Raw genomic sequence first — 19,781 nt, forward strand, 5'->3', positions numbered from 1 at the left:
CTGTCGCGCGCCGTTGCGTGACATAGATGGTGGTGGCATCACGCCGCGACGCGGGGTCTCCGGTCGTCCTCGACGCCATGCCGGGATGAGGGGTGACCGGGCCGTTCTCGGTGAACACCGCACAGAGCGCCCGATTCCGGGAAGCAGCGGCGACCCGGGGCCGGTGACGGCCCGGGAGCAGAACGGAGGCGTCGTCGCCCCCGCCGGATATCGCGCTGATCACCTGGTAAGGCTATCGCTCTTCCCCGGGGAAAACGCACCGGCCGATTGTGTACAAAACCGGGGCCGGAACTTGGCCGCTCTGGACAGACCGGGTACGGACCGGATACCACCGCCTCAGCGTACTCGGCCCGGCGGGCGTCAGCCTGCGAGACGCCCGGCCTCCGCGACCGCCTCCTCCAGGGAGTCGACCACGGGGACTCCCGCCCCCGCCAGACTGGCCCGGCTGTGCGAACCGCCGGTGTACAGCACGGCGTGCGCACCCACATGGGCGGCCGCCACGGCGTCGTCCAGCGCGTCCCCGATGACGACCGTGCGGTCGACGGCCACGCCCTCCAGACCGGCGATGTGGCGGACCATGTGCTCCGCCTTGCTGCCGCCCGAAGGCCCCGTGCGCCCGTCCACCCGGACGAATCTCCGCTCGATGCCGAAGCCCCGCACCAGCGGCAGCAGGTGCTCGTGCCCGTACATCGACATGATCGACTGGGTGCCGCCCGTGTCCTGCCAGCGCGCCAGCAGCGACTCCGCGCCCTCGGCCAGGCCGCAGCGTATGTGGTGGTCCCGGTAGTACCGGTGGAAGACCTCGTCCATGTGGACCCACTCGGCCTGGGTGGGCAGGCGGCCCATCAAGCGCTCGTAGAAGCGCGGGATGGGCACGCAGTACAGCTCCCGGTACCGGGCGAGGGTGATGGGCTCCAGGCCGATCTCCGCGAAGGCGGCGTTCGTCGCCGACATGACCGCGTCGACGTCGTGGAACAGCGTGCCGTTCCAGTCCCACACGATGTGCGCCGCCCGCTTGCCCATGCTGTTCATCCCCATACAGAGACGGTACCGGCCCGGTGTGACAACGCCCCTGGGAGCGGGCCCCCGGACTGCCCTCAGACCAGGTTGGGAATCTCCTGGACACCGAACCACATCAGCTCGTGGTCCTCGGCGCCGTCCACCGTGAACCGGGCGTCGTCGTCGCCCTGGTCCGCCGCGCCCAGGGCGGCCGCGGCGGCCGCCACGTCCTCCTCGGCCTCCTCGGCGTCGACGTGCACCGAGGCCGCCTTCTTCAGCGGCACCGGCTCCGCCAGCCGCACCTCGCCCAGCGCCGACTGGTCCAGGGACCGGTCCGGGTCGCTGGAGACCAGGCGGTCGGGCACGTCCACCGCGACGACCACCCGGCGGCGCGCCGCGCCGGGCTCACCGGCCAGCATGCGCAGGGACGCCTGGGCGGCGCGGCTGAGCGCCGCGTACTCCAGCTCCTCGATGTCGTCCGAGAGGTACCACTCGCGCAGCGCGGGAGTGACGGCGTAGGCGTCCAGCGGGGCCGGGCCCAGCTGGCCCGCCTTGTGCGCCTCGGCGAGGCCGGGGAGGGTCAGGGGGACGTAGACGCGCATGACCGCCGCTTTCCTGATTCCTGAGGACTTACGGATAGTGCTGCCAGCATACGGGCGCGGGTCCCCCTTCGAAGTGCCGGTGTGCCGCACACGGCCGCCCGGCCGGAGCCCGGCCCCGGCCGCCGGTGAGGGCCTTCGGGCCGCTGGTCCCCCTGATAGGTGAAGGCCCGCGGCCTGCCGGGCCCGCCGGCGGCGTCCTTGCCGCTGCCGGAAAGCCGCCGGTAGAAGATCACCGACCGAAGCTACCGCCTGGTACCGAGGGCCGGGCCGGCATCACGGGGGCGATCGCATGCACCAGGGCCAGCAGCACGTCAGTCAGCCGTCCACCCACTCCTCCGGGCGGCTGCCCGGACGTGCGTCGGACCATGTGTCCCGGGCGAGGGGCGAGGCGAGCGCGCCGCCCCGGCGCACGGACCTCCGGCGCACGGCGGCCCACCACCGCGAGCACCGCCGCCCGCACTACTGGTTCGCCGAGCGGCTGCTGCTCACCCTCAGCGGGCAGCGCCCGGTGCACTGGATGCTCGGCCACACCCTCTCGCCCGCCTACGACCAGCTGGCCGAGCTGGCGCCGCGGCTGCCCCTGCGCCCCGCGCCACCGGGCCGGACCGCGCCCGTCCTCCGCAGGTGCGACGAGTTCCGGCCCCGGCCCGGGGTGATCGAGGCGTTCGCGCGGATCGCCTCCGGCGACCGGCTGCGGGCCCTGGCCTTCCGCCTGGAGCAGTGCCCGGACCGGCGCTGGCGCTGCTCCGCCGTCGAGCTGGGCGGGGCCTAGGCCTGGGGAACGGCGGAGGGGCGGGACACGTCGAGCGTGTCCCGCCCCTCCGGGCCGTGCTGCGGTTACTTCCGGCGGCGGCGGCCGCCCGTGCTCTTCTGCGCCTTGCGGCGCTCGGCCCGGGTCAGCCCGTCCGCCTCGGAGCGGAACTCACCGGTGTCGTCGCTGACGAAGTCGCCCTCGACGACGCTGCCCTCGCCGTCCACCTTGGGGGCGGAGAAGTGCAGCCGGTCCGGGCGCTGCGGGGCCGTGAGGCCCTTGGCGCGGATCTCCGGCCGGGCGGCGGGCACGGTGTCCTGGACCTTCTCGGCGGGGCGCTCCGCGGCCTCCTCGACCGGCACCTCCTCGAGCTGCTGGTCGACCTGGACCTCCAGGTTGAACAGGTAGCCGACCGACTCCTCCTTGATGCCCTCCATCATGGCGGTGAACATGTCGAAGCCCTCGCGCTGGTACTCGACCAGCGGGTCCTTCTGGGCCATGGCGCGCAGGCCGATGCCCTCCTGGAGGTAGTCCATCTCGTAGAGGTGCTCGCGCCACTTGCGGTCCAGGACGGACAGCACGACGCGGCGCTCCAGCTCGCGCATGATGTCGGAGCCGAGCTGCTCCTCGCGGGCGTCGTACTGCTCGTGGATGTCGTCCTTGACGGACTCGCCGATGAACTCGGCCGTGATGCCCGCGCGGTCGCCGGCGGCCTCCTCCAGCTCCTCGATGGTGACCCGCACCGGGTAGAGCTGCTTGAAGGCGCCCCACAGCCGCTCCAGGTCCCACTCCTCGGCGAAGCCCTCGACGGTCTCGGCCTGGATGTAGGCGTCGATGGTGTCGTCCATGAAGTGCTTGACCTGCTCCTGGAGGTCCTCGCCCTCCAGGACGCGGCGGCGCTCGCCGTAGATGACCTCGCGCTGGCGGTTGAGGACCTCGTCGTACTTCAGGACGTTCTTGCGGGTCTCGAAGTTCTGCTGCTCGACCTGCGACTGGGCGGAGGCGATGGCGCGGGTGACCATCTTGTTCTCGATCGGCACGTCGTCGGGCACGTTGGCCATGGCCATCACGCGCTCGACCATCTGGGCCTTGAACAGGCGCATCAGGTCGTCGCCCAGCGACAGGTAGAAGCGGGACTCGCCCGGGTCGCCCTGACGGCCGGAGCGGCCGCGCAGCTGGTTGTCGATGCGGCGCGACTCGTGCCGCTCGGTGCCCAGGACGTAGAGCCCGCCCAGGTCCTTGACCTCTTCGTTCTCCGCCTTGACGGCCTGCTCGGCCTTCTCCAGGGCGGCGGGCAGGGCCGCGGCCCACTCCTCGATGTGCTCCTCGGGGTCGAGGCCGCGCTGGCGCAGCTCCGCGTCGGCGAGGTCCTCGGGGTTGCCGCCGAGCTTGATGTCCGTACCGCGGCCGGCCATGTTGGTGGCGACCGTGACGGCGCCGCGGCGGCCGGCCTGGGCGACGATCGTCGCCTCGCGCTCGTGGTGCTTGGCGTTGAGCACCTCGTGCTGGATGCCGCGCTTGGACAGCTGCTGCGAGAGGTACTCGGACTTCTCGACCGAGGTGGTGCCGACGAGGATCGGCTGGCCCTTCTCGTGCTTCTCCGCGATGTCCTCGACGACGGCCTCGAACTTGGCGACCTCGGTGCGGTAGATGAGGTCCGACTGGTCCTTGCGGATCATCGGCTTGTTCGTCGGGATCGGCACCACGCCGAGCTTGTAGATCTGGTGGAACTCGGCGGCCTCGGTCATGGCCGTACCGGTCATGCCGGAGAGCTTGTTGTAGAGGCGGAAGAAGTTCTGCAGGGTGATCGTGGCGAGGGTCTGGTTCTCGTCCTTGATGTCCACCCCTTCCTTCGCCTCGATCGCCTGGTGCATGCCCTCGTTGTAGCGGCGGCCGGCCAGGATGCGGCCGGTGTGCTCGTCGACGATCATGACTTCGCCGTCCATGACGACGTAGTCCTTGTCCTTCTTGAACAGTTCCTTCGCCTTGATGGCGTTGTTGAGGTAGCCGACGAGCGGGGTGTTGACCGACTCGTAGAGGTTGTCGATGCCCAGCCAGTCCTCGACCTTGGCCACACCGGCCTCGTGGATGGCGACGGTGCGCTTCTTCTCGTCGACGTCGTAGTCGCCGGTCTCCTCGACGCCCTTCTGCGGGTTCGCGGGCTCGCCCTTGCTGAGGCGGGTGACCAGCTTGGCGAAGTCGCCGTACCACTTGGTGGCCTGGTCGGCCGGGCCGGAGATGATCAGCGGCGTACGGGCCTCGTCGACCAGGATGGAGTCGACCTCGTCGACCACGGCGAAGTTGTGGCCGCGCTGCACCAGCTCGTCCTGCGACCACGCCATGTTGTCGCGGAGGTAGTCGAAGCCGAACTCGTTGTTCGTGCCGTACGTGATGTCGCAGCTGTACTGCTCGCGGCGCTGCGCCGGGGTCATGTTGGCGAGGATGCAGCCGACCGAGAGGCCGAGGAAGCGGTGCACCCGGCCCATCAACTCGGAGTCGCGCTCCGCCAGGTAGTCGTTGACGGTGATCAGGTGCACGCCGTCGCCGGACAGCGCGTTCAGGTACGCGGGGAGGGTGCCCACGAGGGTCTTGCCCTCACCGGTCTTCATCTCCGCGACATAACCCAGGTGCAGGGCGGCGCCGCCCATGAGCTGCACGTCGTAGTGGCGCTGGCCGAGGACGCGCTTGGCGGCCTCGCGGACGGTCGCGAAGGCCTCGGGCAGCAGGTCGTCCAGGCTCTCGCCGTCGGCGTACCGCTGCTTGTACTCCTCGGTCAGGGCACGCAGCTCGGCGTCGGAGAGGTTGACGAAGTCCTCTTCGATGGAATTGACCTGGTCCGCGATGCGGTGCAGCTTGCGCAGGATCTTGCCTTCTCCTGCACGCATGATCTTGCCGAAGACGGACACGTAGGCTGGCTCCTTGCCGGTCGGGCCTGGGCACGGTGGGGTGCGCGGGCACGACGGGACAGTCCCCGCCGCAACGGCCATCGTAAGCGAGGACCCCGCCGCACCGGGAGGTCCGTCGGTTCCGAGGCCGGGTGTCACCCGCAGTGAGAACGAACGGCGGTCCCCGAAGGTGCCGGGCGTCAATATTCGGACACCATTGTCCGGTCCTGCTCCCTAAACTCCGTCCATGGAGCCCATACGCCTGACCACCGAGCGCCTCCTGCTGCGCCCGTTCTCGGCCGCCGACGCGCCCGCGGTGCACGCAGCCTGCCAGGAACCGGACATTCCGCGCTATACGAGCGTCCCGTCCCCCTACACCCCGGACGACGCCCGCCTCTACGTCGAGGAGACGTGCCCCAAGGGCTGGCTCGACGACTCCCTGTACACCTTCGGCATCTTCGCGCAGGAGGACGGGCGGCTGGTGGGCGCCATGTGCCTGGTCCGCCTGGAACAGCTCCGCACTCCCGAGCGCCAGGCCGAGCTGGGCTACTGGACGGCGAAGGAGCAGCGCGGCCGCGGCTTCACCACGGAGGCGGCCCGCCGGGTCGTCCGCTGGGCGTTCGAGGACCTGGGCGTCGAGCGGATGGAGTGGTACGCGGAGGCCGGCAACGAGGGCTCGCGCGCCGTCGCCCTGAAGACGGGCTTCCGGATGGAGGGCACCATGCGCTCCAAGATCCTCCACTCCGGCACCCGCCGCGACGCCTGGATCGGCTCGCTGCTCCCCTCCGACCTGGGGCTGCCGACCGCGACCGCCTACCTGCCCCACCCGGAGCGCGGCTGACCTCAAGGGGCGTTGTCAGTGGCCGGGCCTAGGGTGCCCGTCATGACAACTGCCGCCACGACCAAGGGCCGCAGGGCCGGCTCCCGCGCCCGCACGGACCGGGACCACCGGGCCGAAGCGCAGCTCTCCGCCGACGAGGCGCGCCGGATGGCGCTGCACGCCCAGGGCCTGCTGGGCGCGCCCGACCGGCGGGCCGGGGTCCGCGGGATACTGCGCCGGCTGGGCGCGGTCCAGCTGGACACGATCTCGGTGCTGGCCCGCTCGCACGAACTGGTGCCGTACGCACGGCTGGGCGCCCTCGGGCGGGACGCGGTCGAGGCGGCGTACTGGTCGGGCGACCACGCCTTCGAGTACTGGTCGCACGCGGCGTGCCTGCTGCCCGTCGAGGAGTGGCCGCTCTTCGCCTTCCGGCGGCGGGCCCTGCGGGCGCGCGGCTACCGCTGGCACGTCATGGCGGACGCCGAGCGCTCGTGTGCCGCCGTGCGCGACCGCCTCGCGGCCGAGGGCCCCCTGACGGCAACGGAATTGGGCGGCGCCAAGAACGGCGGCGAGTGGTACGACTGGTCCGAGACGAAGATCGCGGTGGAGTGGCTGCTGGACACCGGCGAGGTCGTCTGCACCCGGCGCCGCGGCTGGAAGCGGGTGTACGACCTGGCCGAGCGCGCGGTGCCGGAGCACCTCTTCCACGACGGCCTGGACGACGCCGAGTGCACCCGGCGCCTGGTCGCGCAGGCGGGCGCGGCGATGGGGGTGGCGACCCGGGCGGACCTCGCGGACTACCACCGGCTCAAGGGCGAGCAGGTGGACGCGGTGATCGAGGGCACGGGCCTGGTGCCGGTCGAGGTGGCCGGCTGGGACCGGCCGGCCTGGGCGGACCCGGCCGCGCTGGCCGCGGAGGCCCGGGGGCGGCACCGCACGACCCTGCTCTCGCCGTTCGACTCGCTGATCTGGGACCGGCCGCGCACGGAGCGGATGTTCGGGTTCACCCACCGGCTGGAGGCGTATGTGCCCAAGGAGAAGCGGGTGCACGGCTACTTCGCCATGCCGCTGCTGACCGGCGGGCGGCTGGCGGGCCGGGTGGATCCGGCGCGCGACGGCCGGACGCTGGTGGCCCGGCAGGTGTCCCTGGCGGGCCCGAAGGCCGTGGAACCGATGGCGCGGGCGCTGCGGGAGGCGGCGGAGTGGGTGGGCTGCGACGCCGTGCGCATCGAGCGCTGCGACGACGCTGCGCTGGCCGGGGCGCTGCGGGCGGCGGTCGCCTGAGCCGCACGGCCGGGAGCCCCGGCCCAGGAGGGACCCGCCTCAGCGGATCTCCAAGATCTTCTCCCTCATCGCGTAGACCACGGCCTCCATCCGGGAGTGCAGCTGGAGCTTCTCCAGGATGTTGCGCACATGGTTCTTCACGGTGTTCTCGCTGATGAACAACTCCCTGGCGATGTCACGGTTGTTCATGCCGGTGGCCACCAGCTTGAGGACCTCCAGCTCGCGGTCGGTGAGCCGGGGCGCCGGCACCAGGCGGCGCTCGTCGGTCCGCTGGATCATCGACTTGAACTCGGTGAGCAGCTTCGACGCCATCGACGGGCTGATCTGCGACTGGCCGTCCGCCACGGCACGGATGGCGGTCGCCACCTCGTCGGTGGAGATCTCCTTGAGGAGGTATCCGGTGGCCCCGGCCTTGATGGCGTCGTAGAGGTCGGCTTCCTCGTCGCTGATCGTCAGCATGATGATTTTCGCGCTGGGGGCCACCTCCTTGATGGAGGTGCAGGCCTCGATGCCGCCGCGCCTGGGCATCCGGACGTCCATCAGCACGATGTCGGGCAGCAGGTCGGCCGCCTTGTCCACCGCCTCCGCGCCGTCCCCGGCCTCCCCGACGACCAGGATGTCCTCCTCCTGGGCCAGGACGATCTCCAGTCCCCTGCGGAAGAGCGCGTGGTCGTCCACGACCAGGACCCGGATCGGCTCCTCGCGCCTGCCGCCCCCGCCGCCGCGCTCCGCGGGTGCGCCTTCGTCGTCGTCATCGCCGGGCACGAGTACCGGCCCGAACCTGTTCGCCATTGTTCCTCCCCCTGAAGGCCATGGCCCCTCGCGGTTGCTCAGTGCTGTGCCGCGCCAATCCGTTCCGGCGGACCGGCGGTTGGCCGCCCGGCCATGATTTCATGCCGGGGCCGCCGGACCCCGCTTTCCCGGCGGCATGGTGATGCCCCGGGAGCGCCGGGGGCGCTCCTGGGGCACCTGCACGGTCTGCGGCTCATCCGGACCACGGCGGCTCGCTGCCGGCCGCGGCCGCGGGGTCAGCCGCCGAGCTCCCCGCCCGCACCACCCGGCTCCCCTTCGAAGAGCGGGTCGGCGTTGAGGTGGATGACGCCATAGTCGTACGCGTGGCGCCGGTACACGACACTGGGCATCTTGGTGTCGGTGTCGACGAAGAGATAGAAGTCGTGACCCACCAACTCCATTTCGTAGAGCGCCTGACCGAGCGTCATCGGTGCGGCGGCGTGGGTCTTCTCGCGGACCACCAGGGGGCCTTCGCCCCGGATCTCCAGAGGTCCGATGTGGGTGACGGGCACCCCTTCGGCTGCTTCCGTCGCGGCCAGTTCGCCGCTGTCGTTGAGCGCCGCGGCACCGACCCTCGCCCCGACGTCGCTCGCCGGAATGCGCCCGTTGCCCCGGCGGTCGTGGCGCTTGTCGTGCTGCTTGCGCATGCGCGCCTCGAGCTTGGCCGCAGCCAGGTCGAGCGCGGCATAGGGATCCGTCGCCGCCGCCTCCGCCCGGATCACCGGTCCTCGCGAACGCACGGTGATCTCCACTCGGTCGGAGCGGTCGGACTGCCTGGGGTTGGGCTCCTTGGACACCTCCACGTCGAGGCTGATCACCTTGCCGTCGAGCTTCTGGACCTTGTCCAGCTTCAGCTTCTCGGCCACGTGCTTGCGAAACCGCTCGGGCACCTCTGTCTTGCGGCCCTTGACGACGATGTCCACGCAGAACTCCGTTCCCGGATCGCTCCGCCGAAGGTTGCGGAGCGCATCCCTCTTGCATCAGACCCCGGGGATCCCCGGGGCCACCGACTAGGCGGTTTTCACCTCCTCCTCCCCCGTCGACAAGATCTACACCCCACCGGCTTCAAGGCTCTTCGGGCTTCTTCCCAGCTTCAGCGAAGGCATACGAAGCGCGCCAATCGGAGATATGAGGCATAGCTCCTGCCATTCCTCACAACCGAACATATCTCGCTCGGGAGCCTGTCGGTACCCCCTGTTGCAACGTACCTCCATTCAGGTGTTTCCCGGCCGTTTCCATCAGGAACGCAGTACGTTTCCCGTCAGTTCCGGTTGCTTTCGAAGGTTCTCGAAGGCGCGGCGACCACTGCGGCACCCACGATCCGCCCGCCCGTGCTCCGCACCGCACGGGCCGCCTCCGCCAGCGAGGCCCCGGTCGTCATGAGGTCGTCGACGAGCACCACCGGCCGCCCTTCCCGCCACAGCCCGTCCGCCCTCCGGGCCACCCCCATGGCCCCCGAGACGTTCGCCCGGCGCTGCCGGGCGTCCAGCTCCGACTGGTCCGCCACCGGCCGCAGCAGCCGCAGCACCGCCGCCACCCGGGCCGGCCGCCCCGCACCCCGCAGGGCCCGCGCCGCCGCCAGCGCGATCCGCCGCCCCGCATCCTGCCCCCGCCCCGCCACCGCGCGCCGCGAGGAAGGCACCGGGACGAGCAGCAACGGCCCGCTCCAGCCCCTCTCGCCCCGCCCGGCACCAGTGCACCCGACCTCCCGCACCGCGCCCGCCAGCGCGGCACCCAGCGGCTCCGCCAGCCCGAGCGCACCCCGCTCCTTGTGCGCGAGCAGCACGGCACGCACCCCTTCGGCATACTGCGCGGCGGCATGCACGGGCGGCAGCCCCGGCGGCTCCGGATCCGGCCGCACCCGCCGGGCCGCCCGCCCGCACAGCTGCGCACGGCACCGCGCACACAGCACGGACCGCGGCAGACCGCACCCCGCACACTCCACCGGCAGCACCAGACCGGCCAGCTCCCGCCACAACCCGCGCATGGATCCACTGTCCCGCCCCCGGCGGGACCTCGCCACCCCTGTGGAAAACTCCCGGGCAGCGTCCTTGACCAGCACTGATGCCGGGCTGCCGGAAGACGCCCCGAGTGGCACCCCGGACCACCGTCCACCGCTGTCCCGGGCACCGCTATCCCGGATAGACCGGAGCCGAGCCCTCCTTGCCGACCAGCTTCCAGTTCGTGTCCGGCAGCAACCGGACCACCCCGCCCTCGCCCTCGGCGACCAGCGCCTGGGACTTGCCCGGGGTCTCCGAGGCGGCCACGCCCCGCACCTGCGTGATGCCGGGCAGTCCCGAGCCGTTGGCCTGCGATCCGTCGGTCTCCACGTACTGCAGCTGCTGGAGGCCGCCCTGCTCGCTCCCGGCCACCAGCAGCCGGCTCGCGCCGGCCCAGGAGACCGCGCTGACGTCCTCCAGCCTGGGCGCCACGGAGCGCAGCTCCTGCACCGACAGGCTCGCCTTGCCCCCGCTGTCCCGCCGCTCGACCCGGCCGAGCTTGAGGACCGTATGGTCCCCCTTCGTCACCAGCAGCGCGACCCGGACCCCGTCCGCGGCCACCCGCAGCCCCGTGATCCGCCCGCCGTCGAGCCCGGGCACCCGGACCTCATCCGGCGCCCCCGTGCCGCCGGGCAGCCGCAGCAGCCGCGGCCGCTCCGGATCCTGGTCGGCGACCCACAGATCGCCCAGCCCGTCCCAGCTCGGCGCCGTCAGACCGGACTTCGGGGTGCTGCCTCCGTGAACGTTCAACCGGGCCTCGCCGAGCGGCGCGCCCGCCTGCATGGCGGCCACGTACAGCGACTGGCCGTTCGCGGACACGCCCGCCGCCCGCCGCTCGCTCCGGTCCACCGCCACCGACCGCAGCGGCACGCCGGCGTCGCCGCCGAGCGGCCCCGCCACCCGGCGCGGCTCCTCGTCGGAGTCGGCCAGGCTCACCATCCGGTGCTGCGCGTCGATGAAGTACTGCCGGTCCGGCCGCCCGGCCGTCTGGTCCGGCGCGTACCACTTGGCCTGCTCCTTGCCGAGCACGCACAGCCGCGAGCCGTCCTTGCGCTGCAGCGTCACATCGGTGACCTTGGCCGACTCCTGGACCGTGTAGAGCAGCTGCGCGGCCATGCGCAGGCACTGCTCCTGGTCGGCCGCCGACGCCTGGTCGCTCAGCCGGACCTTCAGCGCATTGGAGTCGTCCAGCGAGAGCCGCTGGTCCTCCAGGCGCGTACCGGTCGGGAAGGCCGTACCCACGACCGGGTCGAGCCAGTTCGTCGGACCGTCCAGCAGCGCCCGCACCGTCGAGGTCACGGTGTCTATCCGCTTGCGCAGATAGACCGGATCCGCCACCAGCCGCGCCTTCTCCGCACCGCCGCTGCCGTCACCGCTCCCCGACTCGGCAAAGTAGTACTTATTGACCGGCCGGTAGATGCGCTGGAAGTCCGAGACGCCGAGCACCAGACCGGCGTCGAGCGCGTCGATGCGCCACTCGCCGTCCTCCCGCGCCATGTGCAGCTGCGTCTTGAAGTCCCGCTCGTCGGGCTTGTACGCGTGCTTGGCGTCCACCGTCGCGATCTGCCGCCCGGTCAGCGTCACCGTGAAGGCGGGCTCCCGGTCGCCGCCCACGGGCGTCACCTGCACCTGCGGCTGCGGGGTCGCGGCCAGCACCGTCGTCGACGCCGACGGATCCCACTGCCGCTTCACGGACTTGGCCAGGTACATCCGGGCCGTCTCGTAGTCCGGATCGTCGCTCGTCGTCGCCTCCAGGAAGCCCATCACCAGCTCCTGCGGCTGCTCCGCCTTGCGCGGCGGCACCCCGTACACACGCACCTGCGCATCCGCGTCGGCGCGCTGCGAGGAGTCCACCGAGTCCACCTCGCCGCTGCCCGGCATCGACGCGCAGCCGGCCAGCAGCGCACCGGCGGCCACCAGCCCGGCCAGGCGCCCGCCGGCGATTCCCCTACGCCTGCCCGTCACGGTCGCCTCCGGTCGTCGTCCCGCGTCCGCCGCCGGCGGCCCCGTCACCCTTCGCCCCGGCGGACCGCGTCACCACGCGCGCACCGCTGCCGGGCAGCGCCGTCGGATCCGCCGTGGGCCGCACGTTCCGCACCTGCGGCGGCACGGGCACACCCGGCGGGGCCGGCTGCGGCGGTACGGGCGCGGTCCGCCCCGGCAGCGCCAGCGGCACCCCGGCCTCGTTCACGCCGCGGTTGCGCCGTGAGTCCTCCGGCTCCAGCGGGATCGGCGAGCCCCGCAGCGTGTCGCCCGCCGTGCGCGGCAGCGTCAGCCGGAACTGGGAGCCGCCGCCCGGCTCGCCCCACGCCTGGAGCCAGCCGCCGTGCAGCCGCGCGTCCTCCACCGCGATCGACAGGCCCAGGCCCGTACCGCCGGTCGTGCGGGCCCGCGCCGGATCGGCCCGCCAGAAGCGGTTGAACACCCGCGTCGCCTCGCCCGGCTTGAGGCCCACGCCGTAGTCGCGCACGGCCACCGCGACCGCACCGCCCGCCACCGCCAGCCGCACCACGACATCGCGGCCCTCGCCGTGCTCCACGGCGTTGACCACCAGGTTCCGCAGCACGCGCTCCACCCGCCGGGCATCCGCCTCGGCGATCACCGGCTGCTCGTTGCCCCGCACCAGCAGCCTGCTGCCCTTGCGGTCCGCCAGCGGCAGCGCGGCGTCGACGACCCGGTTCACCACGTCCCGCAGGTCGATCGGCTCGGCCTCCAGCGCCGCCGCGCCCGCGTCGAACCGGCTGATCTCCAGCAGGTCGGCCAGCAGCGACTCGAACCGGTCCAGCTGCCCGAACAGCAGCTCGGCCGAGCGCGCGGTCACCGGATCGAAGGTGTCCCGGGCCTCGTGGATGACCTCCGCCGCCATCCGCACGGTCGTCAGCGGCGTCCGCAGCTCGTGCGAGACGTCGGAGACGAACCGTCGCTGCATCCGCGACAGCTCCTCCAGCTGCTGGATCTTCACCTGGAGGGTCTGCGCCATCTTGTTGAAGGCCTCACCCAGACGTGCGATGTCGTCCTCGCCGGTGACCTTCATCCGTTCCTGGAGGACACCCGCCGCGAGCCGCTCGGAAATGCTCGCCGCCATCCGCACGGGCGTGACGATCTGCCGCACCACCAGCCACGCGATGGCCCCCAGCAGCACCACCACGAACACCCCGGCCGTGGCCAGCGTGCCCTTGACCAGGCTCAGCGACTTCTCCTCCTGGGTGAAGGGGAAAAGGTAGTAGAGCTGGTACGGCTTGCCGTTGACGTCGTACATCCGCTTGCCGACGATCAGCGCCGGCTCGCCCTCGTCCGAGGCGCTGCGCTTGATCGTCCCGGGCTTCTGGAACGTCCCCGTCCGGCTGTCCAGCTGCCTGCGCAGATCGGCGGGCACGCTCAGCTCGGGATCGATGTCGCCCGAGGCGCGCGGACCGCGCGTGCCCCCGCCGACGTACGAGGTGTCGCCGCTGTCGCCCGCGCTGAGGGCCACCACGTGGTAGACGCCCTGGCCGCCGCTGGCGAGCTGCTGCACCAGAGCCGTCAGCCAGGCCCCCGGATCCGGGTTCCCGCGGCCGCCGGACTGGGCACCGTCCTGGCCGCGGCCGTCCGCGCCCGGGTCGGCGGCCGCCCGGGCCGCCTTGAAACCACCCTCGGCCTGGCTCTGCGCGGCGTGCTGCTTGGCCTCCAGCAGGCCGTTGCGCACCTGCCCGATGACCACCACGCCGAGCAGCAGCACCACACCGAGCGACATCAGCAGGGTGGTCGCGACCACCCGCAGCTGGATGTTCCGCCGCCACAGCCGCATGGCGGGCAGCAGCGGCCGCCGCACCCAGCGCACGTAGAGCCGCAGCAGGGGGTGGACCGGCGCCGTGGCGGCACCGTCGGGCAGCAGCCTGCCGGCGCGCCACAGCCGCCGCAGAAGAGATATGCCGCCCGCCGTGTCGGCGGGCCGCCCCGCACCCCGCTCCGGGGCGGTCCCGCTCCCCGTCACGTCAGTTCGGCCCGGCCTTGTAGCCGACGCCGCGGACCGTCACCACGATCTCCGGCCGCTCGGGGTCCTTCTCGACCTTCGACCGCAGCCGCTGCACGTGCACGTTCACCAGCCGCGTGTCCGCGGCGTGGCGGTAGCCCCACACCTGCTCCAGGAGCACCTCACGGGTGAACACCTGCCACGGCTTGCGCGCCAGCGCCACCAGGAGGTCGAACTCCAGCGGCGTGAGCGCGATCGACTGCCCGTCGCGCTTCACCGAGTGCCCGGCGACGTCGATGACCAGGTCGCCGATGGTCAGCTGCTCCGGCGCGGGCTCCTCGGACCTCCGCAGCCGCGCCCGGATCCGGGCCACCAGCTCCTTCGGCTTGAACGGCTTGATGATGTAGTCGTCCGCGCCGGACTCCAGCCCGACCACCACATCGACCGTGTCGCTCTTCGCGGTCAACATCACGATCGGCACTCCGGACTCGGCCCGGATCAGCCTGCACACCTCAATGCCGTCACGGCCCGGCAGCATCAGATCCAGCAAAACAAGATCCGGTTTGGCCTCCCGGAAAGCAGCAAGTGCTTTGTCGCCGTCCGAAACAAACGACGGCTCGAAACCCTCACCACGAAGCACAATTCCGAGCATCTCGGCCAGTGCAGTGTCGTCGTCGACGACGAGGACGCGTCCCTTCATATCGACATCATCCCATTACCCGATCGTGACCTGGCACACAGCTCTGCCAGACCCTCCCCCGTCACGGGCGAAACAACCCCGTTTTCCGTGACAATAGCCGTCACCAACTCCGGCGGTGTGACATCGAACGCAGGGTTGTACGCCTGTGTTCCGAGCGGCGCGAGAGGGGTCGAAACGGCAGATCCCGGGAACTCCGTCACCTCCAGACCCGACCGCTGCTCCACCTCGATGGCCGCTCCGTCGGCAGTACCGAGATCCACCGTCGTGGTCGGGGCCACCACGACGAACGGCACATGGTGATAGCGGGCCAGCACGGCCAGCGGATAACTGCCCACCTTGTTCGCCACCGAGCCGTCCGCGGTGATCCGGTCCGCACCGATCAGCACCGCATCCACCTCGCCCGCCGAGAACAGCGAGCCCGCGGCATTGTCCGTGAGCAGCGTGTACGGCATTCCGGCCCGCGCCGCCTCGTACGCCGTCAGCCGCGCCCCCTGAAGCAGCGGACGCGTCTCGTCCACCCACAGCCGCCGCAGCTCCCCGGCCCGGTGCGCCGCCCCCGCCACGGCCAGCGCAGTGCCCTCGCCACCGGAGACCAGCGCACCCGTGTTGCAGTGCGTCAGCACCCGGAAACCACCGCCCGGCACCAGCTCCTGCAGCAGCGACAGACCGTGCCCGGCCATGCGCTCACTGGCCTCGGCGTCCGCACGGTGCAGCTCGCGCGCTGCGCGGAGCGCGGCGGCCGCGGCCTCCTCGGGGGCCGCCCCGCCCTTCAGGGCCGCATGGTGGGCGTCCTGGGCCAGGCGCACGCCGTAGGCCAGGTTCACCGCCGTGGGACGGGCGTGGGCGAGCATGTCGGCGGCCTCGTCCACATCGAAGCCCCGGACGGCCGCGAGCGCCAGCCCGTACGCCCCCGCGACCCCGAGCAGCGGCGCGCCGCGGACCGCGAGCGTATGTATCGCCTCGACCAGCGCGGGCACGTCCGTGCACACCAGCTCCACCTCGGCCGCGGGCAGCTTCCGCTGGTCCAGCAGGACGATCACGGGCCCTTCGGGAAGGTCCTCCCAGCGCAGGGCCGGTACGAGGGGGACTCCCTCCCCCGTACGTGGCCCGGGGGCGGTTTCGGAAGCGCTCGCGGGTGTGGTCACGGATGCCGGTGCCTCTTGGTGATCAGCCATTAGTCCAGTCTGCCCCGCGCACACCAAGTATTGAAGGGCTCACCTGGGCGCCTCCCCCTTACGAGCCCGGGTACGCGCCCGGGTACGAGCCGGGGTGCGACCCCGTATGAGCCCCGGGCGCCGTCGACGGTGCGTGACACGATGGCTGGCGGTAACCCGCTCGCCCTCGCATGGGCGCTGGCACGGGCAGCAGAAGGAGCTAGAGACAGATGAACGACTCTCCGGACCGGACCCCTTCCGGCGGGGGACGGGCTCGCGCCAACAGCGGCGGAGGCCAGGGCAGTGGCTGGGGTGGACAGGGCGGCGGACGAGGCGGCCAGGGCAGCGGCTGGGGCGGTGGCGGCCACTGGCACCCCACCCCGCCACCGGCACCGCAACCGGGTGTGATCCCGCTCCGGCCGCTGGCGGTCGGCGAGATCCTCGCGGGCTCGCTCGGCACGGTGCGCAAGCACTGGCGCACGGCCCTGGGCGTGTCCCTGGCCGTGGCAGTCTGCACCCAGACGGTGGGAACGGTGGTCGAGGGCCTGTGGCCCGGCACGGCCAAGCCCCTGACGACCCCCGAGGAACTCGCGGACGCGACCCCTCACGAAGTGCTGCGCGCCCTGGGTGACAGCCTGGCCGAGCTGGGCATCGGCTCCCTGATCAGCCTTGTGGGCTCGATCCTCGCCACCGCCATGCTGACCATCGTGGTCAGCCGCGCGGTGCTGGGCCGCCCGGTCACCACCCGGGAGGCATGGGCCGACACCCGCCCCCGGCTGCCGGCCATGGCGGGCCTGTTCTGCCTGATTCCGCTGCTCATCGTGGGTGCCCTCGCCGCAGGAACGGCACCCGGACTGCTGCTCACGGCGGTGGGGGCCGAACAGGCCGGCCTCTCGCTCGCGGTGGTCGGCGGGCTGGCGGGACTGGCGGCCGCGGTATGGCTCTGGATTCGCTACAGCCTTGCGGCACCCGCACTCATGCTGGAAAGGCAGGGCGTGATCGCCGCCATGCGGCGGAGCGAAAAGCTGGTAAAGGGCGCGTGGGGCCGGATCTTCGGAATACAGATTCTGACCGCGCTGCTGGTTTTCGTGGTCACCGCAGTTGTTTCCGTGCCCATGGGAATCATCGAATTGATCATCACGGGCCACCCGGCCGCCAGTTCCACGGGCTGGACGGATTCGATCATCACCGGCATCACCGCGACCATCAGCTCGACGATCATGCTGCCGTTCACGGCAGGGGTTACGGCGCTGCTGTATATGGATCAGCGAATCCGTCGCGAATCCCTCGACATTGATCTTGCCCGCGCCGCGGCGGGCAACGAGTAAGCGTTCTTCGCGGTGCCGAGTTGCTGCGGCCCTGTTCGCCCGCCTTCCCTCATGTGCTTGTGAAGGCGCGGGCGGACGGGGCCCGCGGGGCAGAGGCGGGGACGGGGGGCCATAACCCACCCATAACGCAAGAAAGCCCCGGCAGGTAATCCCTGCCAGGGCTTTCTCTCACAATTTGTTCGGCGGCGTCCTACTCTCCCACAGGGTCCCCCCTGCAGTACCATCGGCGCTGAAAGGCTTAGCTTCCGGGTTCGGAATGTAACCGGGCGTTTCCCTAACGCTATGACCACCGAAACACTATGAAGTTAACCAACCGGAGCATGACTCAACGGTCGTTACTTCAGAACCTACACAGTGGACGCGAGCAACTGAGGACAAGCCCTCGGCCTATTAGTACCAGTCAGCTCCAACCGTTACCGGTCTTCCACACCTGGCCTATCAACCCAGTCGTCTACTGGGAGCCTTACCCCATCAAGTGGGTGGGAGTCCTCATCTCGAAGCAGGCTTCCCGCTTAGATGCTTTCAGCGGTTATCCCTCCCGAACGTAGCCAACCAGCCATGCCCTTGGCAGGACAACTGGCACACCAGAGGTTCGTCCGTCCCGGTCCTCTCGTACTAGGGACAGCCCTTCTCAAGACTCCTACGCGCACAGCGGATAGGGACCGAACTGTCTCACGACGTTCTAAACCCAGCTCGCGTACCGCTTTAATGGGCGAACAGCCCAACCCTTGGGACCGACTCCAGCCCCAGGATGCGACGAGCCGACATCGAGGTGCCAAACCATCCCGTCGATATGGACTCTTGGGGAAGATCAGCCTGTTATCCCCGGGGTACCTTTTATCCGTTGAGCGACGGCGCTTCCACAAGCCACCGCCGGATCACTAGTCCCGACTTTCGTCCCTGCTCGACCCGTCGGTCTCACAGTCAAGCTCCCTTGTGCACTTACACTCAACACCTGATTGCCAACCAGGCTGAGGGAACCTTTGGGCGCCTCCGTTACCCTTTAGGAGGCAACCGCCCCAGTTAAACTACCCACCAGACACTGTCCCTGATCCGGATCACGGACCCAGGTTAGACATCCAGCACGACCAGAGTGGTATTTCAACGACGACTCCACACACACTGGCGTGCATGCTTCACAGTCTCCCACCTATCCTACACAAGCCGAACCGAACACCAATATCAAGCTGTAGTAAAGGTCCCGGGGTCTTTCCGTCCTGCTGCGCGAAACGAGCATCTTTACTCGTAGTGCAATTTCACCGGGCCTATGGTTGAGACAGTCGAGAAGTCGTTACGCCATTCGTGCAGGTCGGAACTTACCCGACAAGGAATTTCGCTACCTTAGGATGGTTATAGTTACCACCGCCGTTTACTGGCGCTTAAGTTCTCAGCTTCGCCCCGTCGAAACAGAGCTAACCGGTCCCCTTAACGTTCCAGCACCGGGCAGGCGTCAGTCCGTATACATCGCCTTACGGCTTCGCACGGACCTGTGTTTTTAGTAAACAGTCGCTTCTCGCTGGTCTCTGCGGCCACCCCCAGCTCAAGCAGCAAGTGCTATCACCAGGAATGGCCCCCCTTCTCCCGAAGTTACGGGGGCATTTTGCCGAGTTCCTTAACCATAGTTCACCCGAACGCCTCGGTATTCTCTACCTGACCACCTGAGTCGGTTTAGGGTACGGGCCGCCATGAAACTCGCTAGAGGCTTTTCTCGACAGCATAGGATCATCCACTTCACCACAATCGGCTCGGCATCAGGTCTCAGGCTGCATGTTGTGCGGATTTGCCTACACAACGCCCTACACCCTTACCCCGGGACAACCACCGCCCGGGCTGGACTACCTTCCTGCGTCACCCCATCGCTTACCTACTACAAGTCTGGTCCGTCGGCTCCACCACTCCCCTTCACCCGAAGGATCCAGGGCGGCTTCACGGACTTAGCATCGCCTGATTCGATATTGGGCGTTTCAAAGCGGGTACCGGAATATCAACCGGTTGTCCATCGACTACGCCTGTCGGCCTCGCCTTAGGTCCCGACTTACCCTGGGCAGATCAGCTTGACCCAGGAACCCTTAGTCAATCGGCGCACACGTTTCCCACGTGTGTATCGCTACTCATGCCTGCATTCTCACTCGTGAACCGTCCACAACTCGTTTCCACGGCTGCTTCACCCGGCACACGACGCTCCCCTACCCATCCACACACCCGTTGAGGCTGTTGTGTGAATGACACGACTTCGGCGGTACGCTTGAGCCCCGCTACATTGTCGGCGCGGAATCACTTGACCAGTGAGCTATTACGCACTCTTTCAAGGGTGGCTGCTTCTAAGCCAACCTCCTGGTTGTCTCTGCGACTCCACATCCTTTCCCACTTAGCGTACGCTTAGGGGCCTTAGTCGATGCTCTGGGCTGTTTCCCTCTCGACCATGGAGCTTATCCCCCACAGTCTCACTGCCGCGCTCTCACTTACCGGCATTCGGAGTTTGGCTAAGGTCAGTAACCCGGTAGGGCCCATCGC

The 19,781-nt window shown here is 70.0% G+C and carries 14 protein-coding genes and 2 rRNA genes (1 of these 16 only partly in view); 4 read left to right on the forward strand and 12 right to left on the reverse strand.

Annotation, left to right across the window (positions count from 1 at the left end; translation table 11 throughout):
* Positions 1-360: 360 nt before the first annotated feature.
* Positions 361-1,038, reverse strand: coding sequence for an HAD family hydrolase (locus AC1Z4A_RS11710; RefSeq protein ID WP_483677979.1), 678 nt, complete (start codon positions 1,036-1,038; stop codon positions 361-363).
* Positions 1,039-1,097: 59 nt separating this feature from the next.
* A complete protein-coding gene (locus AC1Z4A_RS11715; protein ID WP_483677983.1) occupies positions 1,098-1,601 on the reverse strand; it encodes a DUF6912 family protein in 504 nt (167 codons plus the stop codon).
* A 289-nt stretch (positions 1,602-1,890) separates the two neighbouring features.
* On the opposite strand from AC1Z4A_RS11715, the gene AC1Z4A_RS11720 reads away from it, so the two are divergent.
* Positions 1,891-2,373, forward strand: a complete 483-nt coding sequence (locus AC1Z4A_RS11720; RefSeq protein ID WP_483677985.1) for an Rv3235 family protein — start codon at positions 1,891-1,893, stop codon at positions 2,371-2,373.
* 65 nt (positions 2,374-2,438) lie between these two features.
* Here the strand turns inward: AC1Z4A_RS11720 and secA are convergent, their stop codons facing one another.
* Entirely contained in the window at positions 2,439-5,258 is a 2,820-nt protein-coding gene (gene secA / locus AC1Z4A_RS11725; RefSeq protein WP_483677987.1) for a preprotein translocase subunit SecA, read from the reverse strand.
* 226 nt (positions 5,259-5,484) lie between these two features.
* Here secA and AC1Z4A_RS11730 point away from each other — a divergent pair, with 226 nt between their 5' ends.
* Positions 5,485-6,078, forward strand: a complete 594-nt coding sequence (locus AC1Z4A_RS11730; protein WP_483677990.1) for a GNAT family N-acetyltransferase — start codon at positions 5,485-5,487, stop codon at positions 6,076-6,078.
* Positions 6,079-6,120: 42 nt separating this feature from the next.
* Entirely contained in the window at positions 6,121-7,341 is a 1,221-nt protein-coding gene (locus AC1Z4A_RS11735) for a winged helix-turn-helix domain-containing protein (protein ID WP_483677992.1), read from the forward strand.
* Between the two features lie 39 nt (positions 7,342-7,380).
* On the opposite strand, the gene AC1Z4A_RS11740 is transcribed toward AC1Z4A_RS11735, so the two are convergent.
* The 7 genes from AC1Z4A_RS11740 to mtnA form a co-directional block, all read right to left on the reverse strand.
* On the reverse strand, positions 7,381-8,133 hold the full coding sequence (locus AC1Z4A_RS11740; RefSeq protein WP_483677995.1) for a response regulator: 753 nt from the start codon (positions 8,131-8,133) through the stop codon (positions 7,381-7,383).
* Positions 8,134-8,369: 236 nt separating this feature from the next.
* Positions 8,370-9,056 carry a ribosome hibernation-promoting factor, HPF/YfiA family gene (gene hpf, locus AC1Z4A_RS11745; RefSeq protein ID WP_483677999.1) on the reverse strand — a complete coding sequence of 229 codons (687 nt, stop codon included), beginning with the start codon at positions 9,054-9,056 and terminating at the stop codon, positions 8,370-8,372.
* Positions 9,057-9,394: 338 nt separating this feature from the next.
* Positions 9,395-10,120, reverse strand: a complete 726-nt coding sequence (locus AC1Z4A_RS11750; protein ID WP_483678001.1) for a ComF family protein — start codon at positions 10,118-10,120, stop codon at positions 9,395-9,397.
* Positions 10,121-10,265: 145 nt separating this feature from the next.
* Positions 10,266-12,098, reverse strand: coding sequence for an LpqB family beta-propeller domain-containing protein (locus AC1Z4A_RS11755; RefSeq protein ID WP_483678003.1), 1,833 nt, complete (start codon positions 12,096-12,098; stop codon positions 10,266-10,268).
* Positions 12,082-14,106 (reverse strand): MtrAB system histidine kinase MtrB, encoded by a 2,025-nt coding sequence (gene mtrB / locus AC1Z4A_RS11760; protein ID WP_483678005.1) that lies wholly within the window; start codon positions 14,104-14,106, stop codon positions 12,082-12,084. The genes AC1Z4A_RS11755 and mtrB overlap by 17 nt, the downstream gene beginning before the upstream one ends.
* 1 nt (position 14,107) lies before the next feature.
* Positions 14,108-14,785: a two-component system response regulator MtrA gene (gene mtrA / locus AC1Z4A_RS11765; protein ID WP_483678007.1), complete on the reverse strand. Its 678-nt coding sequence runs from the start codon at positions 14,783-14,785 to the stop codon at positions 14,108-14,110.
* Positions 14,782-15,960: an S-methyl-5-thioribose-1-phosphate isomerase gene (gene mtnA / locus AC1Z4A_RS11770; RefSeq protein WP_483678009.1), complete on the reverse strand. Its 1,179-nt coding sequence runs from the start codon at positions 15,958-15,960 to the stop codon at positions 14,782-14,784. The genes mtrA and mtnA overlap by 4 nt, the downstream gene beginning before the upstream one ends.
* Before the next feature lie 383 nt (positions 15,961-16,343).
* On the opposite strand from mtnA, the gene AC1Z4A_RS11775 reads away from it, so the two are divergent.
* Positions 16,344-17,267 (forward strand): glycerophosphoryl diester phosphodiesterase membrane domain-containing protein, encoded by a 924-nt coding sequence (locus AC1Z4A_RS11775; RefSeq protein WP_483678011.1) that lies wholly within the window; start codon positions 16,344-16,346, stop codon positions 17,265-17,267.
* A gap of 177 nt (positions 17,268-17,444) precedes the next feature.
* Here AC1Z4A_RS11775 and rrf read toward each other — a convergent pair.
* Positions 17,445-17,561: ribosomal RNA gene (gene rrf, locus AC1Z4A_RS11780) — 5S ribosomal RNA — on the reverse strand.
* A 76-nt stretch (positions 17,562-17,637) separates the two neighbouring features.
* A 23S ribosomal RNA gene (locus tag AC1Z4A_RS11785) occupies positions 17,638-19,781 on the reverse strand; it runs 979 nt beyond the window's last position.

The sequence above is a fragment of the Streptomyces sp. 17_S59 genome (genome assembly GCF_056930295.1).

Coding starts and splice junctions, on each gene's coding strand:
- AC1Z4A_RS11715 (WP_483677983.1), bottom strand. CDS start 1,601: ATGCGCGTCTACGTCCCCCTGACCCTCCCCGGCCTCGCCGAGGCGCAC.
- AC1Z4A_RS11720 (WP_483677985.1), top strand. CDS start 1,891: ATGCACCAGGGCCAGCAGCACGTCAGTCAGCCGTCCACCCACTCCTCC.
- AC1Z4A_RS11710 (WP_483677979.1), bottom strand. CDS start 1,038: ATGGGGATGAACAGCATGGGCAAGCGGGCGGCGCACATCGTGTGGGAC.
- mtnA (WP_483678009.1), bottom strand. CDS start 15,960: ATGGCTGATCACCAAGAGGCACCGGCATCCGTGACCACACCCGCGAGC.
- AC1Z4A_RS11750 (WP_483678001.1), bottom strand. CDS start 10,120: ATGCGCGGGTTGTGGCGGGAGCTGGCCGGTCTGGTGCTGCCGGTGGAG.
- AC1Z4A_RS11730 (WP_483677990.1), top strand. CDS start 5,485: ATGGAGCCCATACGCCTGACCACCGAGCGCCTCCTGCTGCGCCCGTTC.
- AC1Z4A_RS11735 (WP_483677992.1), top strand. CDS start 6,121: ATGACAACTGCCGCCACGACCAAGGGCCGCAGGGCCGGCTCCCGCGCC.
- mtrA (WP_483678007.1), bottom strand. CDS start 14,785: ATGAAGGGACGCGTCCTCGTCGTCGACGACGACACTGCACTGGCCGAG.
- AC1Z4A_RS11740 (WP_483677995.1), bottom strand. CDS start 8,133: ATGGCGAACAGGTTCGGGCCGGTACTCGTGCCCGGCGATGACGACGAC.